The sequence below is a fragment of the Legionella sp. PC997 genome, from assembly GCF_014109825.1.
GTDB lineage: Bacteria > Pseudomonadota > Gammaproteobacteria > Legionellales > Legionellaceae > Legionella.
In genome coordinates, this window is the sequence record NZ_CP059576.1 from 3,636,052 (window position 1) to 3,652,637 (window position 16,586).

The following is a 16,586-nucleotide window of genomic DNA, read 5'->3' on the forward strand; positions in this document are numbered from 1 at the left end:
ATTGAATAATTCATTCTCAATAATATCTTAGTCGCCATTATTATAATCTGCAATTATCTCCTCAATTACCCGCCAAGATTTTGCACTATCCAATGGATTTGTACCCGGCAATTTCGCGCAGACAATTAATGCTTTCCACAAGGCCCATCCTCGAGCGCGAGCCCATGTTGCTTTATCCAGTTGCAGTGCCTTACGAAACACATCTCGGCTTGCCTTTTTTAAAAATGTCCAAGCTATGACCAAATCACATGCAGGATCCCCAACAGCCAATTGTCCAAAATCAATTACTGCATAAAGACGGCCTTCTCGCATCAATAAATTACCTACAGCAATATCGCCATGAACCCAAACCGGATTTTTATGCCAGCTCTCAGCTAGGGCCTCAGACCAGATTGAATAAAGGGTTCGGGTATCTGTTTGTTGCGCCAGAATTTTAATTGCCTTTTGAACTTCAGCATCATAAGTTATTAGTGGGCCGCCACGGTAGAAGCTGTGCTCGCCTGCCGGTGGTCCATCTGCCGTATCAATTGCTTGCAATTCCACCAAGAATTTTGCAAGAGCCGTTGCAAATAAACTCTGATCGTTAACGCATTCAATCGAAGCTGTTTGTCCTTCAATCCATCGATAAATGGACCATGGCCAAAGATAACCCTCAGCTGGCTCACCTTTAGCTATAGGTGATGGAATGGACAATGTTAAATGAGGAGCAAGATAAGGAAGCCAGTGCTGCTCTTTTTCTACTTGCAGCGCATAGAATGCCTCACTGGGCAGTCGAACTGACATTTCATTACCTAGATGAAAGGTTCTATTATCCCAACCACTAAATTCTACAGGCTTAATGGGTAAATTAGCCCATTGTGGAAATTGTGAATCAATCAATCTTCGTATAAGTGAAACATCAATGGATACCGTCATTGCTACCTTACACCTTAATCTTCCTTAGTTTTTATACTTCGATATCATGCGCTAACAGACGTCTGTTCGCACGGAAATAAGTTACAGGAGAGTATTCCAATAAATCGGATAGTTTTTCCATATAAATACACGCAAAGCGATCCACTTGATAGGCAAAATAACTTTCCTCAGCACCCGCGCGAAAAATACGTTCCCATTTTGGATTAAAATAGCTTTGTTGTTCTTTTAACAATTTAGTGAGTTGTGCATCTATTCTGCTGATTTGCGCTTGTAATTCTTGTATTTCATTACTGTATTCTTTTGAATCTTCATCAATCATTTTAGTATACAACTCGACATATTGTTTTTCTAAGCCTTTTTTGATGTCCATTGCCTTGCTGATTTCTTTCTCTATAGGCATGGCCCGAGCTTGCGCCGCTATTTCCTCTCCCAGCTCTTCAACCACTAAAGCAGTGCGCCAATTGCAGTCTTTTTTCAATCTTAAGATATCTCCGTAAATGTGATCCCCAATATAAAGAATCTCATCACCTCGGACATGTAAATCTTCGGTAAATTTTTTGGCATTTCCTCCTTGGTACACGCCAGGAACTATTGGACCCACAGTGTTAGTCATGGTACCAACGGCTGGATGAATTGATAAAAAACGAAGATTATCGTAAAAAAAGCGTGGTTTATTAGCTAAGGTAATGACAAATTCAAATAAATTAATCCAACTTTCACCCTTCTTCAAGAAAGGGTTAATTGCATATTCCAGCAAGAGCTTCGTATAGGAAAAGTCAGAGTTGGTCAGGATAAATATTTTTTTACCATGATGGATGAAATGCCGAAGCCCATCAACCAACGCGCGTTCTTTAATAACATAGGTCGGTAAATTTTTGCTAATGATGGTTTTTAAGCTGCCATCAGAATGAACTTTATCCACACAAAATTGTACATCTTGTGCTATGGTTTGATAACTGGGTATTTCCTCAGGATAAAGCGTGTCTTTCAAATGAACCAACTGGCCATATAAAACGCAAAAGGCAATTGAAAAAGAAGTATCAATTGCCATGTAATTTGGATCACTCAAATCAACATAGATACTTCGATAAATTTTCTGTTGTTCTGCATAATCGATAGGTTTCGTGCCATGATAACTTTGCCGAATTGCCCCATAACGACTGAGTTTTAAAATATTGCCATTTTTTCTATCAATGACCAAACCACGGATTGCATCATGATAATTGAAATTTAATTTTTTAATTTGCTCAGGATAATGCTTTACATCTACTAACTGCTCTTTAACTAGCTGATAAACCAGCGACTCAAAATTCTCAGAATTATAACGAATCAAGGTATGGTCCATGTCTAAACCAATTAACTTGATTTTTTTCATGTTTAAAATTCGGTTTACATAAACTTTATGTTCATTCATTAGCCTAAAACCTATTTAGTTATAAAGTAGTATTACTTAATTTTTGGCCCATAACTCAGGGCATAGAAACAAAGCATGATCCGAGAATTGTTCAGTCACCACACATCCAGGAATCTTCGATTTAATCTACTTTACTTGCTTAATACCCTCGGGAGAAGCAAGCAAAATCACATCAGCTGTTCGACGTGCAAAAATCCCGTTTTCCACAACTCCAGTTATCCGGTTAATCCGATCTTCCAAATCCATAGGTTCATTAATTGTTAAATTAAACACATCCAGAATAATATTCCCATTATCGGTAACAAAGCCTTCTCTATATTCGGGATCTCCACCCAATTGCACTAATTGTCGAGCAACCAGGCTTCTTGCCATGGGAAGCACCTCAACGGCTACAGGGAAGTTTCCCAAATGCTTCACAAGCTTTGAGTTGTCTACGATGCAAATAAATTTTTCTGCTACTTGGGCAACAATTTTTTCGCGCGTATGGGCTCCACCGCCTCCCTTAATCATTTCGCCATGCTCAGTCACTTCATCGGCACCATCAATATAAATGGGCAAATCCTGGACCGAATTTAAATCAATCACAGGAATACCTTCTTTCCGTAATAAAGCCTCTGTGGCTTTGGAACTTGATACACAGGCATCAATTCGGTGTTTTATAGTAGCCAGCTCTTTAATAAAGAAATTCACTGTAGAGCCTGTACCAACACCCACCACCATATCGTCTTCAATGTATTGCAGCGCGGCTTTTGCCGCGTTCATTTTTAATTCACTCATTAGAAACCGCTCCCTTTCCTTTGCCTTATAATTTCATATAAAGAAACACCAGTGGCTACAGAAACATTTAAACTTGTTACACTGCCTGACATAGGCAAAGAAAATAAACCATCACAATGTTCACGTGTTAGACGGCGCAGCCCCTCACCTTCAGCACCCATCACAATAGCAACATCACCAGTGCAATCTATTTGGTGTAGAGAACCGGTTGCCTCGCCCGCTGCACCATAAATCCAAACTCCATTTTCTTTTAAAAGCTTCATGCTACGTACTAAATTGGTAACCCTTACCAAGGGAACTGATTCCGCCGCACCACATGCAACTTTGCTTACTACGGGAGTAATACTGGCGCTTTTATCTTTAGGAATGATCACAAAATCAACCCCTGTTGCATCTGCAGTACGCAAACAGGCTCCTAAATTATGGGGATCGGTCACTCCATCTAGGATAAGAATCAAAGTAGGTTGTTTACTAGATTCCAGTAATGCAAGCAAATGAGACTCATTGTAATCGGGCAATGACGAAGCACTTGCAACGACTCCTTGATGGGCAAAGTCTGCAAAACGCTGGTTCATTTTTTGGGTGCTTAGCTTTTCGATAGGGACATGTGCTTGTGTGGCTTTATCAATGATATCCTGCAATCGTGTATCTATCCGGTCTTCACTTATATAGAGTTTCTTAGTCACTCGATGCGGATTGGTTAATAAAGCAGAAACCGCATGTACACCATAAACATACTGCTCACTCATGACTTACTGTTTCCTCCACCGGCTCAAAATCAATTTTACGCTCATCCAGATCCACGCGAGCCACTAAAACAGTCATTTTGTCCCCCAAACGATACACTTGTCCGCCGCGGGTCCCAATCAAACGATGTTTTACAGAGTCAAAAGTATAGTAATCATTCTTTAATGAAGTGACATGAACTAAACCTTCGACGTAAATTTCATCAAGTTCGACAAAAATTCCAAAACTAGTGACTGCGGAAATTCGTCCTTTGAATACTTGCCCTAATTTATCTTGCATGTACTCACATTTTAACCAAGCAACTACTTCTCTTGTTGCTTCATCTGCTCGTCGCTCCGTCATAGAGGAATGTTTGCCCAATCGATTCATGTCTTCGTGGGTATAACTGAATTCATAAACAGGATGATTCTCTAACAAATGACCAATTGCACGATGGATTAATAAATCAGGATAGCGTCTGATAGGCGAAGTAAAGTGCGTGTATGCAGAATAAGCGAGACCAAAGTGCCCTTCATTCGCTTCAACATAATGCGCTTGTTTTAAAGAACGGAGCATAACTGTTTCAATCAAATGTTGATCGGGTCGACCTTCTATAGAATTCATAGTGCGCTGAAAATCTTTGGGCCCGGGTTTCTTACCCCCGCTTAATTGTAATCCTAACTCACCTAAAAACTGTCTTAGAGCCGTAATTTTATCCTCTTCAGGAGCAGCATGCACCCGATAAAGAGTCGGAATTTTTGCTTTTTCCAAAAATCGTGCCGTCGCTACATTCGCAGCCAACATGCATTCTTCAATCAATTTATGAGCATCATTGCGAATCACTGGGATGATGTATTGAATTTTTTTATTTTCATCAAACTCAATTCGCGTTTCAGTGGTTTCGAAATCCATTGCTCCGCGAAGTTTACGGGTTGCTAATAAAACATGGTACAAATCATAAAGGGCTTGCAACCCTGGCCATAAAGCAACATGTTGTTCGTCTGTGTGGCCCTGCTCCAGCCAAGAACCGACCTGGGTATAGGTCAATCGGGCATGGGAATGGATCACTGCACGATAAAAACGTGAACGTGAAATTTTGCCCTCATTGCTAATGGACATTTCGGCAACCATACACAGCCGGTCGACATGTGGATTTAACGAACATACACCATTAGATAAAGCTTCCGGTAACATAGGAATTACTTTACCAGGAAAGTAAACCGAATTACCCCTGCGTGCGGCCTCTTTATCCAGGGCAGAATCTTGCATTACATAGTTACTAACATCTGCAATTGCAACATACAATTGATAGCCACCTTTAGGCTTTTTATAACAATAAACCGCATCATCAAAATCCTTAGCATCTTCCCCATCAATTGTAACAAAAGGAAGGCTGCGAAGATCGGTTCGCCCCTTAATTTGTTCCTCAGTAACATGTAGGGGAATTTTTGCAACTTCAATGCTTACATCCTCTGGCCATTCAAAAGGTATTCCATGGGCATACAGTGCAACTTGGATTTCCATCCCTGGCGCCATATGCTCACCCAATACATGAATCACTCTACCGATGGCTTGGGTTCGCTTACTGGGAAATGAAATTAATTCAACTAAAACGATTTGACCATTTTTTGCACCATTCACCATTTCTTGTGGGATAGAAATATCCTGCGTCAGATGTTTGCTATCGGGCAAGACAAAACTTACCCCATGATCGCTAAAAAAGCGTCCTACTACGGAGGCATTCGCATGCTCAATTACTTCATGAATTTTTGCTTCAGGTCTTCCCCGTCGGTCCACACCCGCTTGATAGGCAAGAACAATATCCCCATGCATTACCGCCCGCATTTCTTTAGCGGACAAAAACATATCTTCCGAGCCATCATCCGGAATAAAAAAACCAAAGCCATCTGGATGTCCTTGGACCGTACCCCGTGACAGATTAATCCTTTTCATAAGGCAAAACCGACCACGTCGATCCTGCATAATTTGGCCATCGCGCAACATGGCCTTCAGCCTAAATCCCATAGATTCTTGTTTGCTTTCATTACTTATGTGTAGTTTGTCAAATAATTGATTGCGCGACATGGGTTTACCGAATTCATTAAGAACTTCCATGATGAATTCGCGACTTGGGACAGGATCGTTATATTTTTCACTTTCTCGTGCATAAAAGGGATCTTTTGATTTTTTGCTCACTACTTATCCTGTTTGTATTTAGTTATCATCATATTTAAGTTATATATCATTTGCTCAGTTCTACCACTTATCCATAAAAGTAGCAAGATAAGGGGGCAACCGCCAGTAATTCTCCCAAAGTAGTTAAGAACCCTCTATCCAAAACGCATTCTTTAAGAAATATTGCTGGATTTATATCTATTTTCAATATCTTCAAGAACTTCTTTTGCACAAAGATTTGTTTGAATTAATGCACCAATTAGAATCTGCTGCGTCATCTCACTACTAATCGTGGAGTCACGAGATAATACAGAATAAACATTTTGCATAAACTGGAGTTTTCTTTCTTTATTCTCTAGCTTATCTTCAGTTTTTGTATCAAACAGCTTTATGTACATACTCATACTCCAAAATTAAAATCTCGGGAGATTGTGCAAATGAATTAACTCTTGTTACTTATTGTTCTTAGGCATAGGAATCACAAAACCTCGTGCCCCCACTGCAGCAGTTAAGGCAGATAATGACATATCTTCTGCTGCCCAAAACGTACTTTCTTTACCATTATTAGGGATTTTCACCCCCTTCCATTTACACACGGCAATGAGACCTTCACAGGGGACTTGTTGTTCATGGCCAGGTTTAGATTCAATGCAATTTATAGGAAATGGACCTTTGTTCAATGCTAATGCAGACCAATTACCACCTTGTAAACGAGTTGTCCAACCTGCGCTAGCGCTCGGCTCAGTAACGGGATGGGTAATCCATAAATCAGCAGAAGTAAGATTATGAATAAAGATCAGACTGCTTTGTTTACCTTGTAGAGTCACTGACTCACCTTGAACAGCAATCGCCTGACATCCAACAGGGAGAGTGGATTCAGCAGCAACAACCATAGATAACATGGAACAACAAAGAAAAGTGAAAACTCTCATTACTTTCTCCAAAAAATAGACCAATCTGATTGTTCAGAACATGTAGGCAGCGTGCAAGGATAAAATTATATAGTTAGGCTATATTACTTGTCAGCCTTACTTGTTAAAATCATTCTATCATTCGACTGACAATTCAATTATATGCAGATCTGGGTAGATGCCGATGCGTGCCCTAAAATAATTAAAGAGATTTTATTTCGCGCCGCGGTCCGTACAAAAACACGACTCACCTTGGTGGCTAATTCCTTTATTAATTATCCTCCCTCACCTTTTATCGATGCAGTTCAAGTCGTTAAAGGCTTTGATAGTGCAGATCATTATATCACAACTCATTTGCAACCGTTTGATTTAGTTATCACTGCGGACATCCCTCTTGCCGCAGATGTGATTGCAAAAAAAGGATTGGCAATTAATCCTCGTGGAGAGGAATATACGGAAAACAACATCAAACAGCGGTTAAATTTACGAAACATGAACGAGCAATTACGCGCTACCGGGCATTATTCGGGTGGTCCTGCTGCCTTAAGCATAAAAGAAAAAACTGCCTTTGCCAATGCATTAGATCGCTGCTTAGCTAGAAATATAAAAAGTTGACAAATAATTCTCAACAACCTAGATTTAAATATACTCCAGATGGAATGGTACAACTGCATGAAGCGGGTTAGACATATTCTATTTTTTATACTTTTAGTGATTACCCCACTCGCTTATAGCAATACCGTTATAGTAGGCGTTTCAAAATCTGCACCTCCTTTTTCTGCAATAGACGGAAGTAATCATTATTTTGGTTTTTGCATCGATCTAATGGATGAAATATGTAAACGTCTCAATATTACTTGTGAATACAAACCAGTCACCATGAAAAACCAATTGGCTATACTCAATGCAGGAGATATTGATATTACGTTCCCGCCCAGCCCCATCCCTCAATCCCTCTCCGCAAATTATGTTTATAGTTTGCCCTTTATGACAAGTGATGGACAATTTTTAACAATGTCCTCAAATATAAAAACCATTAAGGATCTTAAAAACAAAAAAATAGGGACTCTAGAAGCAAGCGACCTCGAGGATACCCTTGCGCTGTATACCAGCAGAGATAATATAAAATCCTATCCAAAAATTTCTTTAATGATTACCGCATTGCTCAATAATAATGTGGATGCAATTATATTGAACATCAATATCTTTAAGTATCTTACCATCAATAAAGTGATTAACTTTAAGCCTGTGGGGAAACCTATTGTACTTGGAAACGGCTATGGAATCCTCGCACTTCCCAAAAATACGGCGCTCATTAATGGTATCAACAAAGTTTTATTACAAATGGAAAACGATGGAACTTATGAAACCATTTATAATAAATACTTCGGCTCTAATTTGTAGCGTTATGCGGTATAGGTTAAACTGACACCTTTTCAAAGAGCAGGATTGAAACATGTCAGAGCGTATTAATGGCGAAGAAATCATCAATATACATAAAAACTCCATCCTCCAATGGAATACTTCCGGTATCGTGTATCAACAGCAAGAATTTTATCGCTTAGTAGAAGAAAATCATGCATTTAACTATCAGCTCTGGCTGGCAGAAGATAGAGCTCGTCGTGATGATCAGGGTTATGAATTTGTCTACCAGGCAAAGCGAGAAATTGATCGCTACAATCAATTGCGTAATAACCGTATGGAAGCAATGGATGAATGGCTTTTCCAGCAATTACAACCAGCACATTATAATGTATGTCCAGTGCACTCTGAATCACCCGGCATGATCATTGATAGACTCTCTATTTTATCATTAAAATCTTATCACATGGGTCTACAAACTCAGCGCGAAGATGTCACCGAAGAACATAGAAACAATTGTGCCCATAAATTAGGGATCATTAATCAACAATTAGAACAATTAACCCAATGCTTTAAAGAATTGCTTGAACAAGTGCATGCGAAAAAGCGTACGTTCAGAGTCTATCATCAATTTAAAATGTATAATGATCCTACTCTAAACCCCCAATTATACTCTCGGTAGGATGCTGATTTAGGCTTGTGTCACTCATTGAATGAGAAAGTTTGGAGGGAGGGGTTTGTTTAGAATAAAAGAAATTCCAAATTGAAGAACCGCTTTTTGGCCGGGAATCAGAGGCTTTGCGTTTCGGACGCTCACTTGATTCCCGTGGATGCCGGGTTTTCATATCATCCATCGACACCCCGGCACATTCTGATTCTTTAATTTTTGGATCTACAACCTTAGCTACAGGCGATCGCCCTAATCCACGAGCTAAAGCTCGAAAACCAAAAATTAATGAGAATAAGGCACCACATACAATTGCTAAGTCTCCCATTAACGAGGTATCGTGACAATGTCCTTCAGAATCAATATCTTGGGAGAAGGTCAAAGCAAAATTAGAGAAATTGTTTCCTTTAGATAAACCAGAAGCAAAAGAGCGAAATACTTCAAACCACTCTTGAAAAAAAGTCTGTGGGGAAGGATCGAGGTTAAGACCATCGGTTAATGCCGCAGCAAACGTTTCTGCATCTAAAATATCAGCCTCTACGTTGCTCTCGATACGATTCTTCATCTCCTTAATTTTAGTGTAAGGATGATCTTTTTGGTCGTCTTGTTCGCGTCTTTTCATATGCTGGTAGTGAGCATTTAAGGTATACGCGGTCATCCCTATCATTAATATTAAGCCAGAAACGATAATTACTGCCAATAAAGCAGGAGGAAAGCTACCTGCAGTGATTAGAGAAAGTGAAGAAGCGGTAAATAAAATACTAGTCAATACCCCGTAAGCAAATAAACCATACTTCATACCTAACAAACCGGCTGTCAGATAACTGTACGTCAGTTGGTCTTGTAATAATCGGTGCTCTTCTTCAAAACTCCCAATTAAACGGCAAACCTCTCTTTTCAATCTTCTGATTTCTTCTAGATCTTCATTTTTAAGGCTATGCCTTGCCTGTAACTCAAGCAATTTAGCATAAGTCAGCTCCAATTCTTTAGTAGTTAGGGCTAACTTACATCGGGTTTGGGTAACTTCGAGGCGTAACTGAAAATCATATTCTTCATAAATTCTTGAGATGACACAGGAGAGTGTGTATAAAGCCCCAATACTGGATAAAGCAATAAGGAGCGGTGGCGAAAGCACTGAAAGACTTACCACGCCAATGTAAAGATATAATCCGTCTAACAATCCACCCGCTGCTACCGCTAAATACGCATGAACGCGTGTATCCGTATCCTGATATTCTATTTTTGATAAGTACGTTTTAAGATCTAATGGCGTTAAAGAGCTGAGTTGTTGAATTTTCAATAAAAGCTCTTTATTTTGATCCATTTGCGTTTTACGCTTCTCAACCATGCTGCGTATCCAAAGACGATTGGCGGCAGCAAATACACCTAAAAACAATCCTACAGGGATTACCATGTATTTGAGATCCATCCCACTGATTAGGCTTAATACCTGAACTGCGCTCCGCCACCCTTTGTATGCATTTTTTAAGCCCTTCATCAAATCACGAAAATAGGGCCAAGCAGACGCTATTAATTTTTTTAACGAATCCTTCTCTTCTTTATCATAAACACTGGCTAAAAAGGAAAAGGAAACCAAAAAAATTGCTTCTGCAGCAACCGCGGCGATTCCTTCGGGAGAGGTCAAAATTTTGTGCATTAGATCGGGATCAGACTTAGCAATAAATACTTCCAAGAAGTATTTAAACATACTGTAAGAAGAGCTTAGAGAGTCCATAACGGCATAAGCATGATAAACATAACGATCTTTATCGAGCTTTTGAGCGAGAAGTCTACTTTGCGCGTCAATACGACCGGCGATCGCCAAGAGGAAAACAAGGTCTTCGGATTTTAACGGTGAATCTTCTTCGCCCTTAATAGTCATTCTTACACACAGAAATGGCCACCAGTTAGGATGGGCGGATTATATGGATTATTGCTCTCGATGTCAATAATCGTTTCATCATGACTTAAAAAGATACAATTTTCAGGCAGTTGATCATGATATCACACTCAGTTCGTACAAAAAATATTTATTAAATCCACTTACGGGTTGTGACTTAGGAGCCAAACCTGCTACGATATTGCCCTAATATAAAAACAACTCAGGTAAGAGGATTCAATGAGATCAATATTTGCTCTCTTTATTTTTGTAGCACTAATGACCGGACCCGTTATGGCATCGAATGAAGCACAAATTTATGGTTATGTTGAAAAAGTTTCGTTTCCCCAAAAAAATTTGACTCTATCAGCTAAATTGGATACCGGGGCTAAATCAGCATCGTTAAATGCGACCAATATTACTGAAATAACCAAAAATGGGGTTCCTTATTTACGTTTTACTGTTCCGACTAAGACTGGCGAATCTATATTTGAAGCGGAATACAAAGGCCGAGTGAAAATCAAAGTTCGGGATGGAGAACATGGTTCCGAGATTATCGCACACGCACCAATCAAACGGCCCGTTGTACTGCTTGATATACAACTTGGAGATAAGGTCAGAACAATTAAAGTAAATTTAACCAACCGCAAACGCTTCCTCTATCCTTTACTTCTAGGAAGAGACGCAATTATTGCTTTTAATGGTGCAGTTAATCCAGCACTCACATTTACGTTAAAAAATCAGAGTTTTAAGAAACAATGAAAAACAACACGCGTCATGTTTATGGATTGATCATTACACTATTTATCCTTGGAGCAGGAATTTTTTTGTACCGACACTTTGTTCTCGATGTGCCGCTAACTGATACTGAAACGATAAACAGTTGGATGGTTGAATCCAACTTGCGTTTCGTTGCGGACCCGAATACGCCAATTAAAGCGAGTTTTAATATCCCTTATTTGCCACCCCATTTTGCTATTCTTGATGAGTATTTCGTCTCAAGAAATTATGGGGTAACCACTAACTTAAATGGTGATAATCGGGAAACCGTTTGGTCAATCCGGCGAGCCCATGGCGCACAATCGCTGTATTACAGAGCAATTTTTCGCCAAACTGAGGGCAATGAATCACCATTAGCGACCCCTCCTGCGGCCAAAACACAACCCCTGGCAGAAAGTCAAAAGTCCGCTGTGGAAACCATCATCAGCCAAGTAAGACAATCTTCAGCTGATATTAAAACCTTTGCTCAGAGCACCATTAAAGAACTGAATAAAAAAGATGGGAATGCTAAATTATTAACAAGTAATGACTTTAGTGATGAGCACCTTATCAATGCCGCCATTTTAATTTTAAATCAGTCTAAAATTTCTGCGATCCCCGTAAAGGGAATTTATTTATCTCAAAAAAGCAAAGCGGAATTAAGTTCATTTTTAGCTGTATTCAATGGTAAAAACTGGATTTATATTAATCCTAAAACTGGGGGAGCCGGTTTACCAAAAGATTTTCTTATTTGGCAATATGGTAATGAGCCTGTATTTAACGTCGAGGGGGGCAAAAAGCCGCAATTTAGTTTAACTGTATCGCCCACGCCCATCAATGCTTTAAGTATTGCTAAATCGCGGGGTCTGCAATCCGATTCGCAACTCCTGCGATTCTCTTTGTTACAATTGCCGGTTAATGCTCAAGCTACCTATAAGATTTTATTAACCGTACCTATAGGTGCTTTTATTATCTTAATCCTACGAAACTTTATTGGACTCAAAACATTTGGGACTTTTATGCCCGTTCTAATCGCTTTAGCGTTTAGAGAAACACATGTAGTCTGGGGAATTTCTCTCTTTGTTATTATTGTCTCTTTTGGGCTACTGGCACGTTTTTATTTAGACCAATTGCGACTGCTTTTGGTACCACGACTCGCAGCAATATTAACTGTCGTGATTATGCTTATGATCTTTATTAGTATCATCAGTCAAAATCTCGGCCTCGATGCAGGTCTCTCCGTTGCCCTATTCCCTCTGGTCATTTTAACCATGACTATAGAACGTATGTGCATTACTTGGGATGAACGCGGTGCATCAGAAGCCATTAAATCAGGCATAGGCAGCCTAATTGCAGCAGTTATCTCTTATTGGGCGATGAGTTATGAACCATTACAATATCTTGTCTTTGCTTTTCCTGAGCTGATTCTGGTTCTGCTCGCGTTAATCTTGTGGTTTGGACAATATCGAGGATACCGATTATTTGAGTTGAAACGCTTTAAATCACTTGCGGGACACGTAAAATGATTAATCTGTTTCGCCGTTTAAAAAACCACGGAATACTAAGTATTAATCAGCGTAATTCAGATTTTGTATTGCGCTATAATCCTAGAAAACTATTCCCTTTAGTTGATGATAAGTTAAAAACTAAAAAACTGGCTCTAAAAGCAGGTATTGCGGTCCCACCTTTATACGATATCATTGAAACGGAACAACAAATTAAAACCATAGAGGAACGTTTAGAACCTTATAATGACTTTGTTGTTAAACCAGCTCGAGGTTCTGGTGGAGATGGGATTTTAGTTTTTAAGGATAAAGTTTATGGTCGTTATCGGCAAATTAACGGCAAACTCACCACAACCCAAGAGCTTAGCTACCATTTATCCTGCCTTCTTTCAGGAGCATATAGTCTGGGAGGCTCCTCGGATTATGCAATTATAGAGAAACGAGTAGTGGTAGACCCCGTATTTGCCGAAGTAAGTTATGAGGGTATTCCTGATATTCGTATTATTAGTTTATTGGGTTATCCCGCTATGGCCATGGTGCGCCTCCCGACTCGCTTGTCGGGTGGAAAAGCGAATTTACACCAAGGTGCTATTGGGGTTGGAGTCGATTTAGCTACGGGAAAGACCTTAGGTGGCGTATATCATAATGACATCATCGATTATCATCCTGATACTTTGAACTCCATCGTCGGCATTGAAGTACCCTATTGGAATAAAATACTGGAAATAGCTTCCAGCTGTTATGAATTAACAGGTCTTGGCTATCTCGGTGTAGATATAGTCCTGGATAAAGAACACGGCCCATTAATGCTTGAATTAAATGCAAGGCCAGGCTTGAATATCCAAATTGCTAATCGGGAAGGCGGATTAAAACGCTATCGAATAATTGAAGCCCATTATCAGAAACATCCCAAAGAATCAGTTGCTGAAAAAGTAGCGTTTAGTCGTCAACACTTTGCTCGCTTAAAATAAAGTATTAAGTCTTAGGATGGGAGGAGTTTATGACGAAGGATCTCCTGGTTTTGGTATTTTATTACCCTAACACGTTGAGACCCCACATTTAAAAGTCATTATTCGCTAATAATTTAGGCTCAACTCTGTTTCAGAGAGCGATTCATCTTCTTCCTCTCGTTCCATTTTTGTATTCTTTCTCTTTTTAGAAAGGTTTTCCCCAAATTGGAACGTTGGGCTCCAAGCCTTTCTTTTTTCATGGGTGCTTTCTTTATCTTGTTCTTTAGAATCTTCAGAAAAGCCCTCCCCTACTGAATCAAAACTATAACCTGGGGTGAGAATTTTTTCATGATCTTCTAAATCATGGCCTGGTGTTAAAATGTGCTCATTGGATACTGGACTCCATTGGAAATTCTCGTGTTCTCCAGAATGGGAATAAATGGTCTCATCAATGTCGTCTAAACTATAGCCAGGAGTTTTTGGTATTACGTTTTCAATCGTGGCTTTATCGTTGTCCCAAGTAGCTTGGTAATAATATTGAGACTCATTAAAATCATCGAATACTTTAGCCAACTTGGTCGGTGAGGCTCCGTAATCATACCCCTCATAAAAAGCCAGAATTTCTTCACCAGGTTGAATTTGACGTGTAGTTATATAAGAATTAGTTCTAAAATCAAATCGAACATTCATTTCGCTTCGGTGTTTGGCTCCTTCTACACAATAGGCTTCTGAGGCTTTATCTTTAGTATAAAGATATCCTCCCTCTCCGGATTGGACTAAATAATTTGTATCAATATTATTTTGTGCTGCCCATAGAAGCATCTCTTCGCTCTTTTTCGGGACCGCATCCATTTTCTGGCCAACAAGCCGGCATAGAGTTTTCTTTGCAGGAATTTTCTGGCCACTAAATAATGAATAGCGATTTTCTTCCTTTCCTCGTATCGTAGGAGCTATAAATAAATGATAGGGAGAGGTTTGTTTCAGCTGGAGTTTTTGTTCTTTTTGAAAACGCATCACATCTGCAAAGGTACTTAAGTCATAGATCTTTGGATCTAAATTTTTATCTAAATACATTTGCTTTTTTTGTTCTTGTTTACTTAACATGTCTGATCTTAGTAAAGTGAAAAATTCTTTTAGTTCATTAGGCGTACTTATTTTACTTATTGCAACTTGCTGCGTTTCAGCGAGATCCTCTAAAATTTTAACCAAACTTTGAGGTTGACACACAATTTGAGGTCGCTCTGCTGTAAAATACTCATCTCCATAAGAAATAGTCAACTCATCAGCAAAATCAATTTTTCTGGCAGCAACATAATACGCATGATAATCAAATTGAACTTTTCCGCTGTCATCTTGACGTTGCTTACAAATTACTTTTACTTCTAAATTGGGTTTATTTGCATGGTTAACCCAGCGCGTACTTGATCCCGATTTCAACAAATCGATGACTACCGCATATTGATCCCTATCATCTAGATTTAATTTCCAAACGTAAGTTGAATCCCCTTGGTATTCTTCAACTATCCGCTCCATCTCTGCATTAGGACGAATACCAAATAAGTCTGTGCCTTTTATTTCTCCAACTATATCTCCAGGCTTAAACGATTTAGCCGCAAAGACTGCGAGTTGTTTAGGGCCCAGATTTGGACTTGCAGCAATTATAACGCCCTTATCATACTCAGTGCGTTGAAAGTTAAAATCGGGCTGAGTACAACTATACTTTAAATAATTACATAATCTTAAAAGAGAATCCTCCTCATCAGGAAAAAAAATGAGTTCCTCTTTTAGCATTTCCTGCCTGGCTTTTGTTTTGTCTGAGTTGTCTAAAAATTTAATGGTTTTTTTCATGTGATTCTTCGCCCATTTGATTGGGGTTGAATTTTAATAAAAAAAATTAACCTGTCCAGCTAATTTTTAAACAAATAGAGGGATTGAGTGGTAGCTTGGGAAACATCATCATTTTTAAAGCGAGATTGTATTCCCTTGAATCCCTCTAGAGGAAAAGATGTCTAGAAAACACCCAGCCAGTATTCATGTTACCAGTTGAATGAGAAATTTTCTGTGAAACTCTCAGGTGTTGTATTATGAGTTTCTTTAAGCACCGTATATAAATCTTGACGGGTTTTTAGCCAATCAATGGTCTCTTCTCTATTTTGTAGTGCCTCTTTCGTGTCGATTTGTTTCAATTCTTGTTGTTTTTGATGCCAGAACAGCCCGTTAATATTATATCCCTCAGCAGATCGTCTTTGGGCGGGGGTGACACAAAGCTCTTTTATACGTTGTAAACTTTCTTTTTGTTGCTCTTGCAGTTCTTTTAGAATTATTTTCTCTTGGTTTAACGTCTTGCCAACTTGGGCCAATCCTTTTTCTTGTAGTTCAGCTTGCAATTCTTTTGCAATCGTATCCTTGGTTGTCTCAGGAGCCATACGCCCGACACGAACATTTGAAAGGATTTTACTTGGTAAAACAGAATGTTGTTCACTTGTTCTAACGAAAGTTTGAGTAAAAATACGACTTAACATAATACGAACCATCCTTTGCAATAG

General features: G+C 39.2%; 16 protein-coding genes. 6 read left to right on the plus strand and 10 right to left on the minus strand.

The annotated features are described in order from the left end of the window. Positions 1-27 precede the first annotated feature (27 nt). From HBNCFIEN_RS15890 to HBNCFIEN_RS15920, 7 genes are all read right to left on the minus strand, one after another. Positions 28-915 (minus strand): aminoglycoside phosphotransferase family protein, encoded by an 888-nt coding sequence (locus tag HBNCFIEN_RS15890; RefSeq protein ID WP_182392026.1) that lies wholly within the window; start codon positions 913-915, stop codon positions 28-30. Positions 916-946: 31 nt separating this feature from the next. After that, positions 947-2,329, minus strand: a complete 1,383-nt coding sequence (locus HBNCFIEN_RS15895) for an HAD-IG family 5'-nucleotidase (protein ID WP_182392027.1) — start codon at positions 2,327-2,329, stop codon at positions 947-949. Between the two features lie 126 nt (positions 2,330-2,455). Next, positions 2,456-3,106: a ribose-5-phosphate isomerase RpiA gene (gene rpiA / locus HBNCFIEN_RS15900; protein ID WP_182392028.1), complete on the minus strand. Its 651-nt coding sequence runs from the start codon at positions 3,104-3,106 to the stop codon at positions 2,456-2,458. Next, positions 3,106-3,855, minus strand: coding sequence for a 23S rRNA (guanosine(2251)-2'-O)-methyltransferase RlmB (gene rlmB, locus HBNCFIEN_RS15905; RefSeq protein WP_182392029.1), 750 nt, complete (start codon positions 3,853-3,855; stop codon positions 3,106-3,108). Before rlmB ends, rpiA begins: the two co-directional genes overlap by 1 nt. Continuing rightward, positions 3,848-6,028, minus strand: coding sequence for a ribonuclease R (gene rnr, locus HBNCFIEN_RS15910; protein WP_182392030.1), 2,181 nt, complete (start codon positions 6,026-6,028; stop codon positions 3,848-3,850). Before rnr ends, rlmB begins: the two co-directional genes overlap by 8 nt. 152 nt (positions 6,029-6,180) lie before the next feature. Then, entirely contained in the window at positions 6,181-6,405 is a 225-nt protein-coding gene (locus tag HBNCFIEN_RS15915) for a hypothetical protein (RefSeq protein WP_182392031.1), read from the minus strand. A 54-nt stretch (positions 6,406-6,459) separates the two neighbouring features. Beyond that, positions 6,460-6,939, minus strand: a complete 480-nt coding sequence (locus HBNCFIEN_RS15920) for a hypothetical protein (protein WP_182392032.1) — start codon at positions 6,937-6,939, stop codon at positions 6,460-6,462. A gap of 141 nt (positions 6,940-7,080) precedes the next feature. Between HBNCFIEN_RS15920 and HBNCFIEN_RS15925 the strand changes: the two genes are divergently transcribed. The 3 genes from HBNCFIEN_RS15925 to HBNCFIEN_RS15935 are packed head-to-tail and all read left to right on the plus strand — an operon-like array spanning position 7,081 to position 8,962. Beyond that, positions 7,081-7,533, plus strand: coding sequence for a YaiI/YqxD family protein (locus HBNCFIEN_RS15925; RefSeq protein WP_182392033.1), 453 nt, complete (start codon positions 7,081-7,083; stop codon positions 7,531-7,533). A 57-nt stretch (positions 7,534-7,590) separates the two neighbouring features. After that, a complete protein-coding gene (locus HBNCFIEN_RS15930) occupies positions 7,591-8,322 on the plus strand; it encodes a transporter substrate-binding domain-containing protein (RefSeq protein WP_182392034.1) in 732 nt (243 codons plus the stop codon). A gap of 52 nt (positions 8,323-8,374) precedes the next feature. After that, positions 8,375-8,962, plus strand: coding sequence for a DUF4254 domain-containing protein (locus tag HBNCFIEN_RS15935; RefSeq protein WP_182392035.1), 588 nt, complete (start codon positions 8,375-8,377; stop codon positions 8,960-8,962). Here the strand turns inward: HBNCFIEN_RS15935 and HBNCFIEN_RS15940 are convergent. Then, entirely contained in the window at positions 8,931-10,829 is a 1,899-nt protein-coding gene (locus HBNCFIEN_RS15940; protein ID WP_182392036.1) for a hypothetical protein, read from the minus strand. The genes HBNCFIEN_RS15935 and HBNCFIEN_RS15940 overlap by 32 nt on opposite strands. Positions 10,830-11,066: 237 nt before the next feature. Here HBNCFIEN_RS15940 and HBNCFIEN_RS15945 point away from each other — a divergent pair, with 237 nt between their 5' ends. Genes HBNCFIEN_RS15945 through HBNCFIEN_RS15955 form a run of 3 tightly spaced genes read left to right on the plus strand, consistent with a single transcriptional unit; the run spans position 11,067 to position 14,061 of the window. Next, positions 11,067-11,588, plus strand: coding sequence for a RimK/LysX family protein (locus tag HBNCFIEN_RS15945; protein ID WP_182392037.1), 522 nt, complete (start codon positions 11,067-11,069; stop codon positions 11,586-11,588). After that, positions 11,585-13,111 (plus strand): inactive transglutaminase family protein, encoded by a 1,527-nt coding sequence (locus HBNCFIEN_RS15950; protein WP_182392038.1) that lies wholly within the window; start codon positions 11,585-11,587, stop codon positions 13,109-13,111. Before HBNCFIEN_RS15945 ends, HBNCFIEN_RS15950 begins: the two co-directional genes overlap by 4 nt. Further along, positions 13,108-14,061, plus strand: a complete 954-nt coding sequence (locus HBNCFIEN_RS15955) for an alpha-L-glutamate ligase-like protein (RefSeq protein WP_182392039.1) — start codon at positions 13,108-13,110, stop codon at positions 14,059-14,061. Before HBNCFIEN_RS15950 ends, HBNCFIEN_RS15955 begins: the two co-directional genes overlap by 4 nt. 105 nt (positions 14,062-14,166) lie before the next feature. On the opposite strand, the gene HBNCFIEN_RS15960 is transcribed toward HBNCFIEN_RS15955, so the two are convergent. Together HBNCFIEN_RS15960 and HBNCFIEN_RS15965 are read right to left on the minus strand one after the other, a co-directional pair. Further along, positions 14,167-15,888 carry an SET domain-containing protein-lysine N-methyltransferase gene (locus HBNCFIEN_RS15960; RefSeq protein WP_182392040.1) on the minus strand — a complete coding sequence of 574 codons (1,722 nt, stop codon included), beginning with the start codon at positions 15,886-15,888 and terminating at the stop codon, positions 14,167-14,169. A gap of 188 nt (positions 15,889-16,076) precedes the next feature. After that, positions 16,077-16,562 carry a hypothetical protein gene (locus tag HBNCFIEN_RS15965; protein ID WP_182392041.1) on the minus strand — a complete coding sequence of 162 codons (486 nt, stop codon included), beginning with the start codon at positions 16,560-16,562 and terminating at the stop codon, positions 16,077-16,079. Between the last annotated feature and the right edge of the window lie 24 nt (positions 16,563-16,586).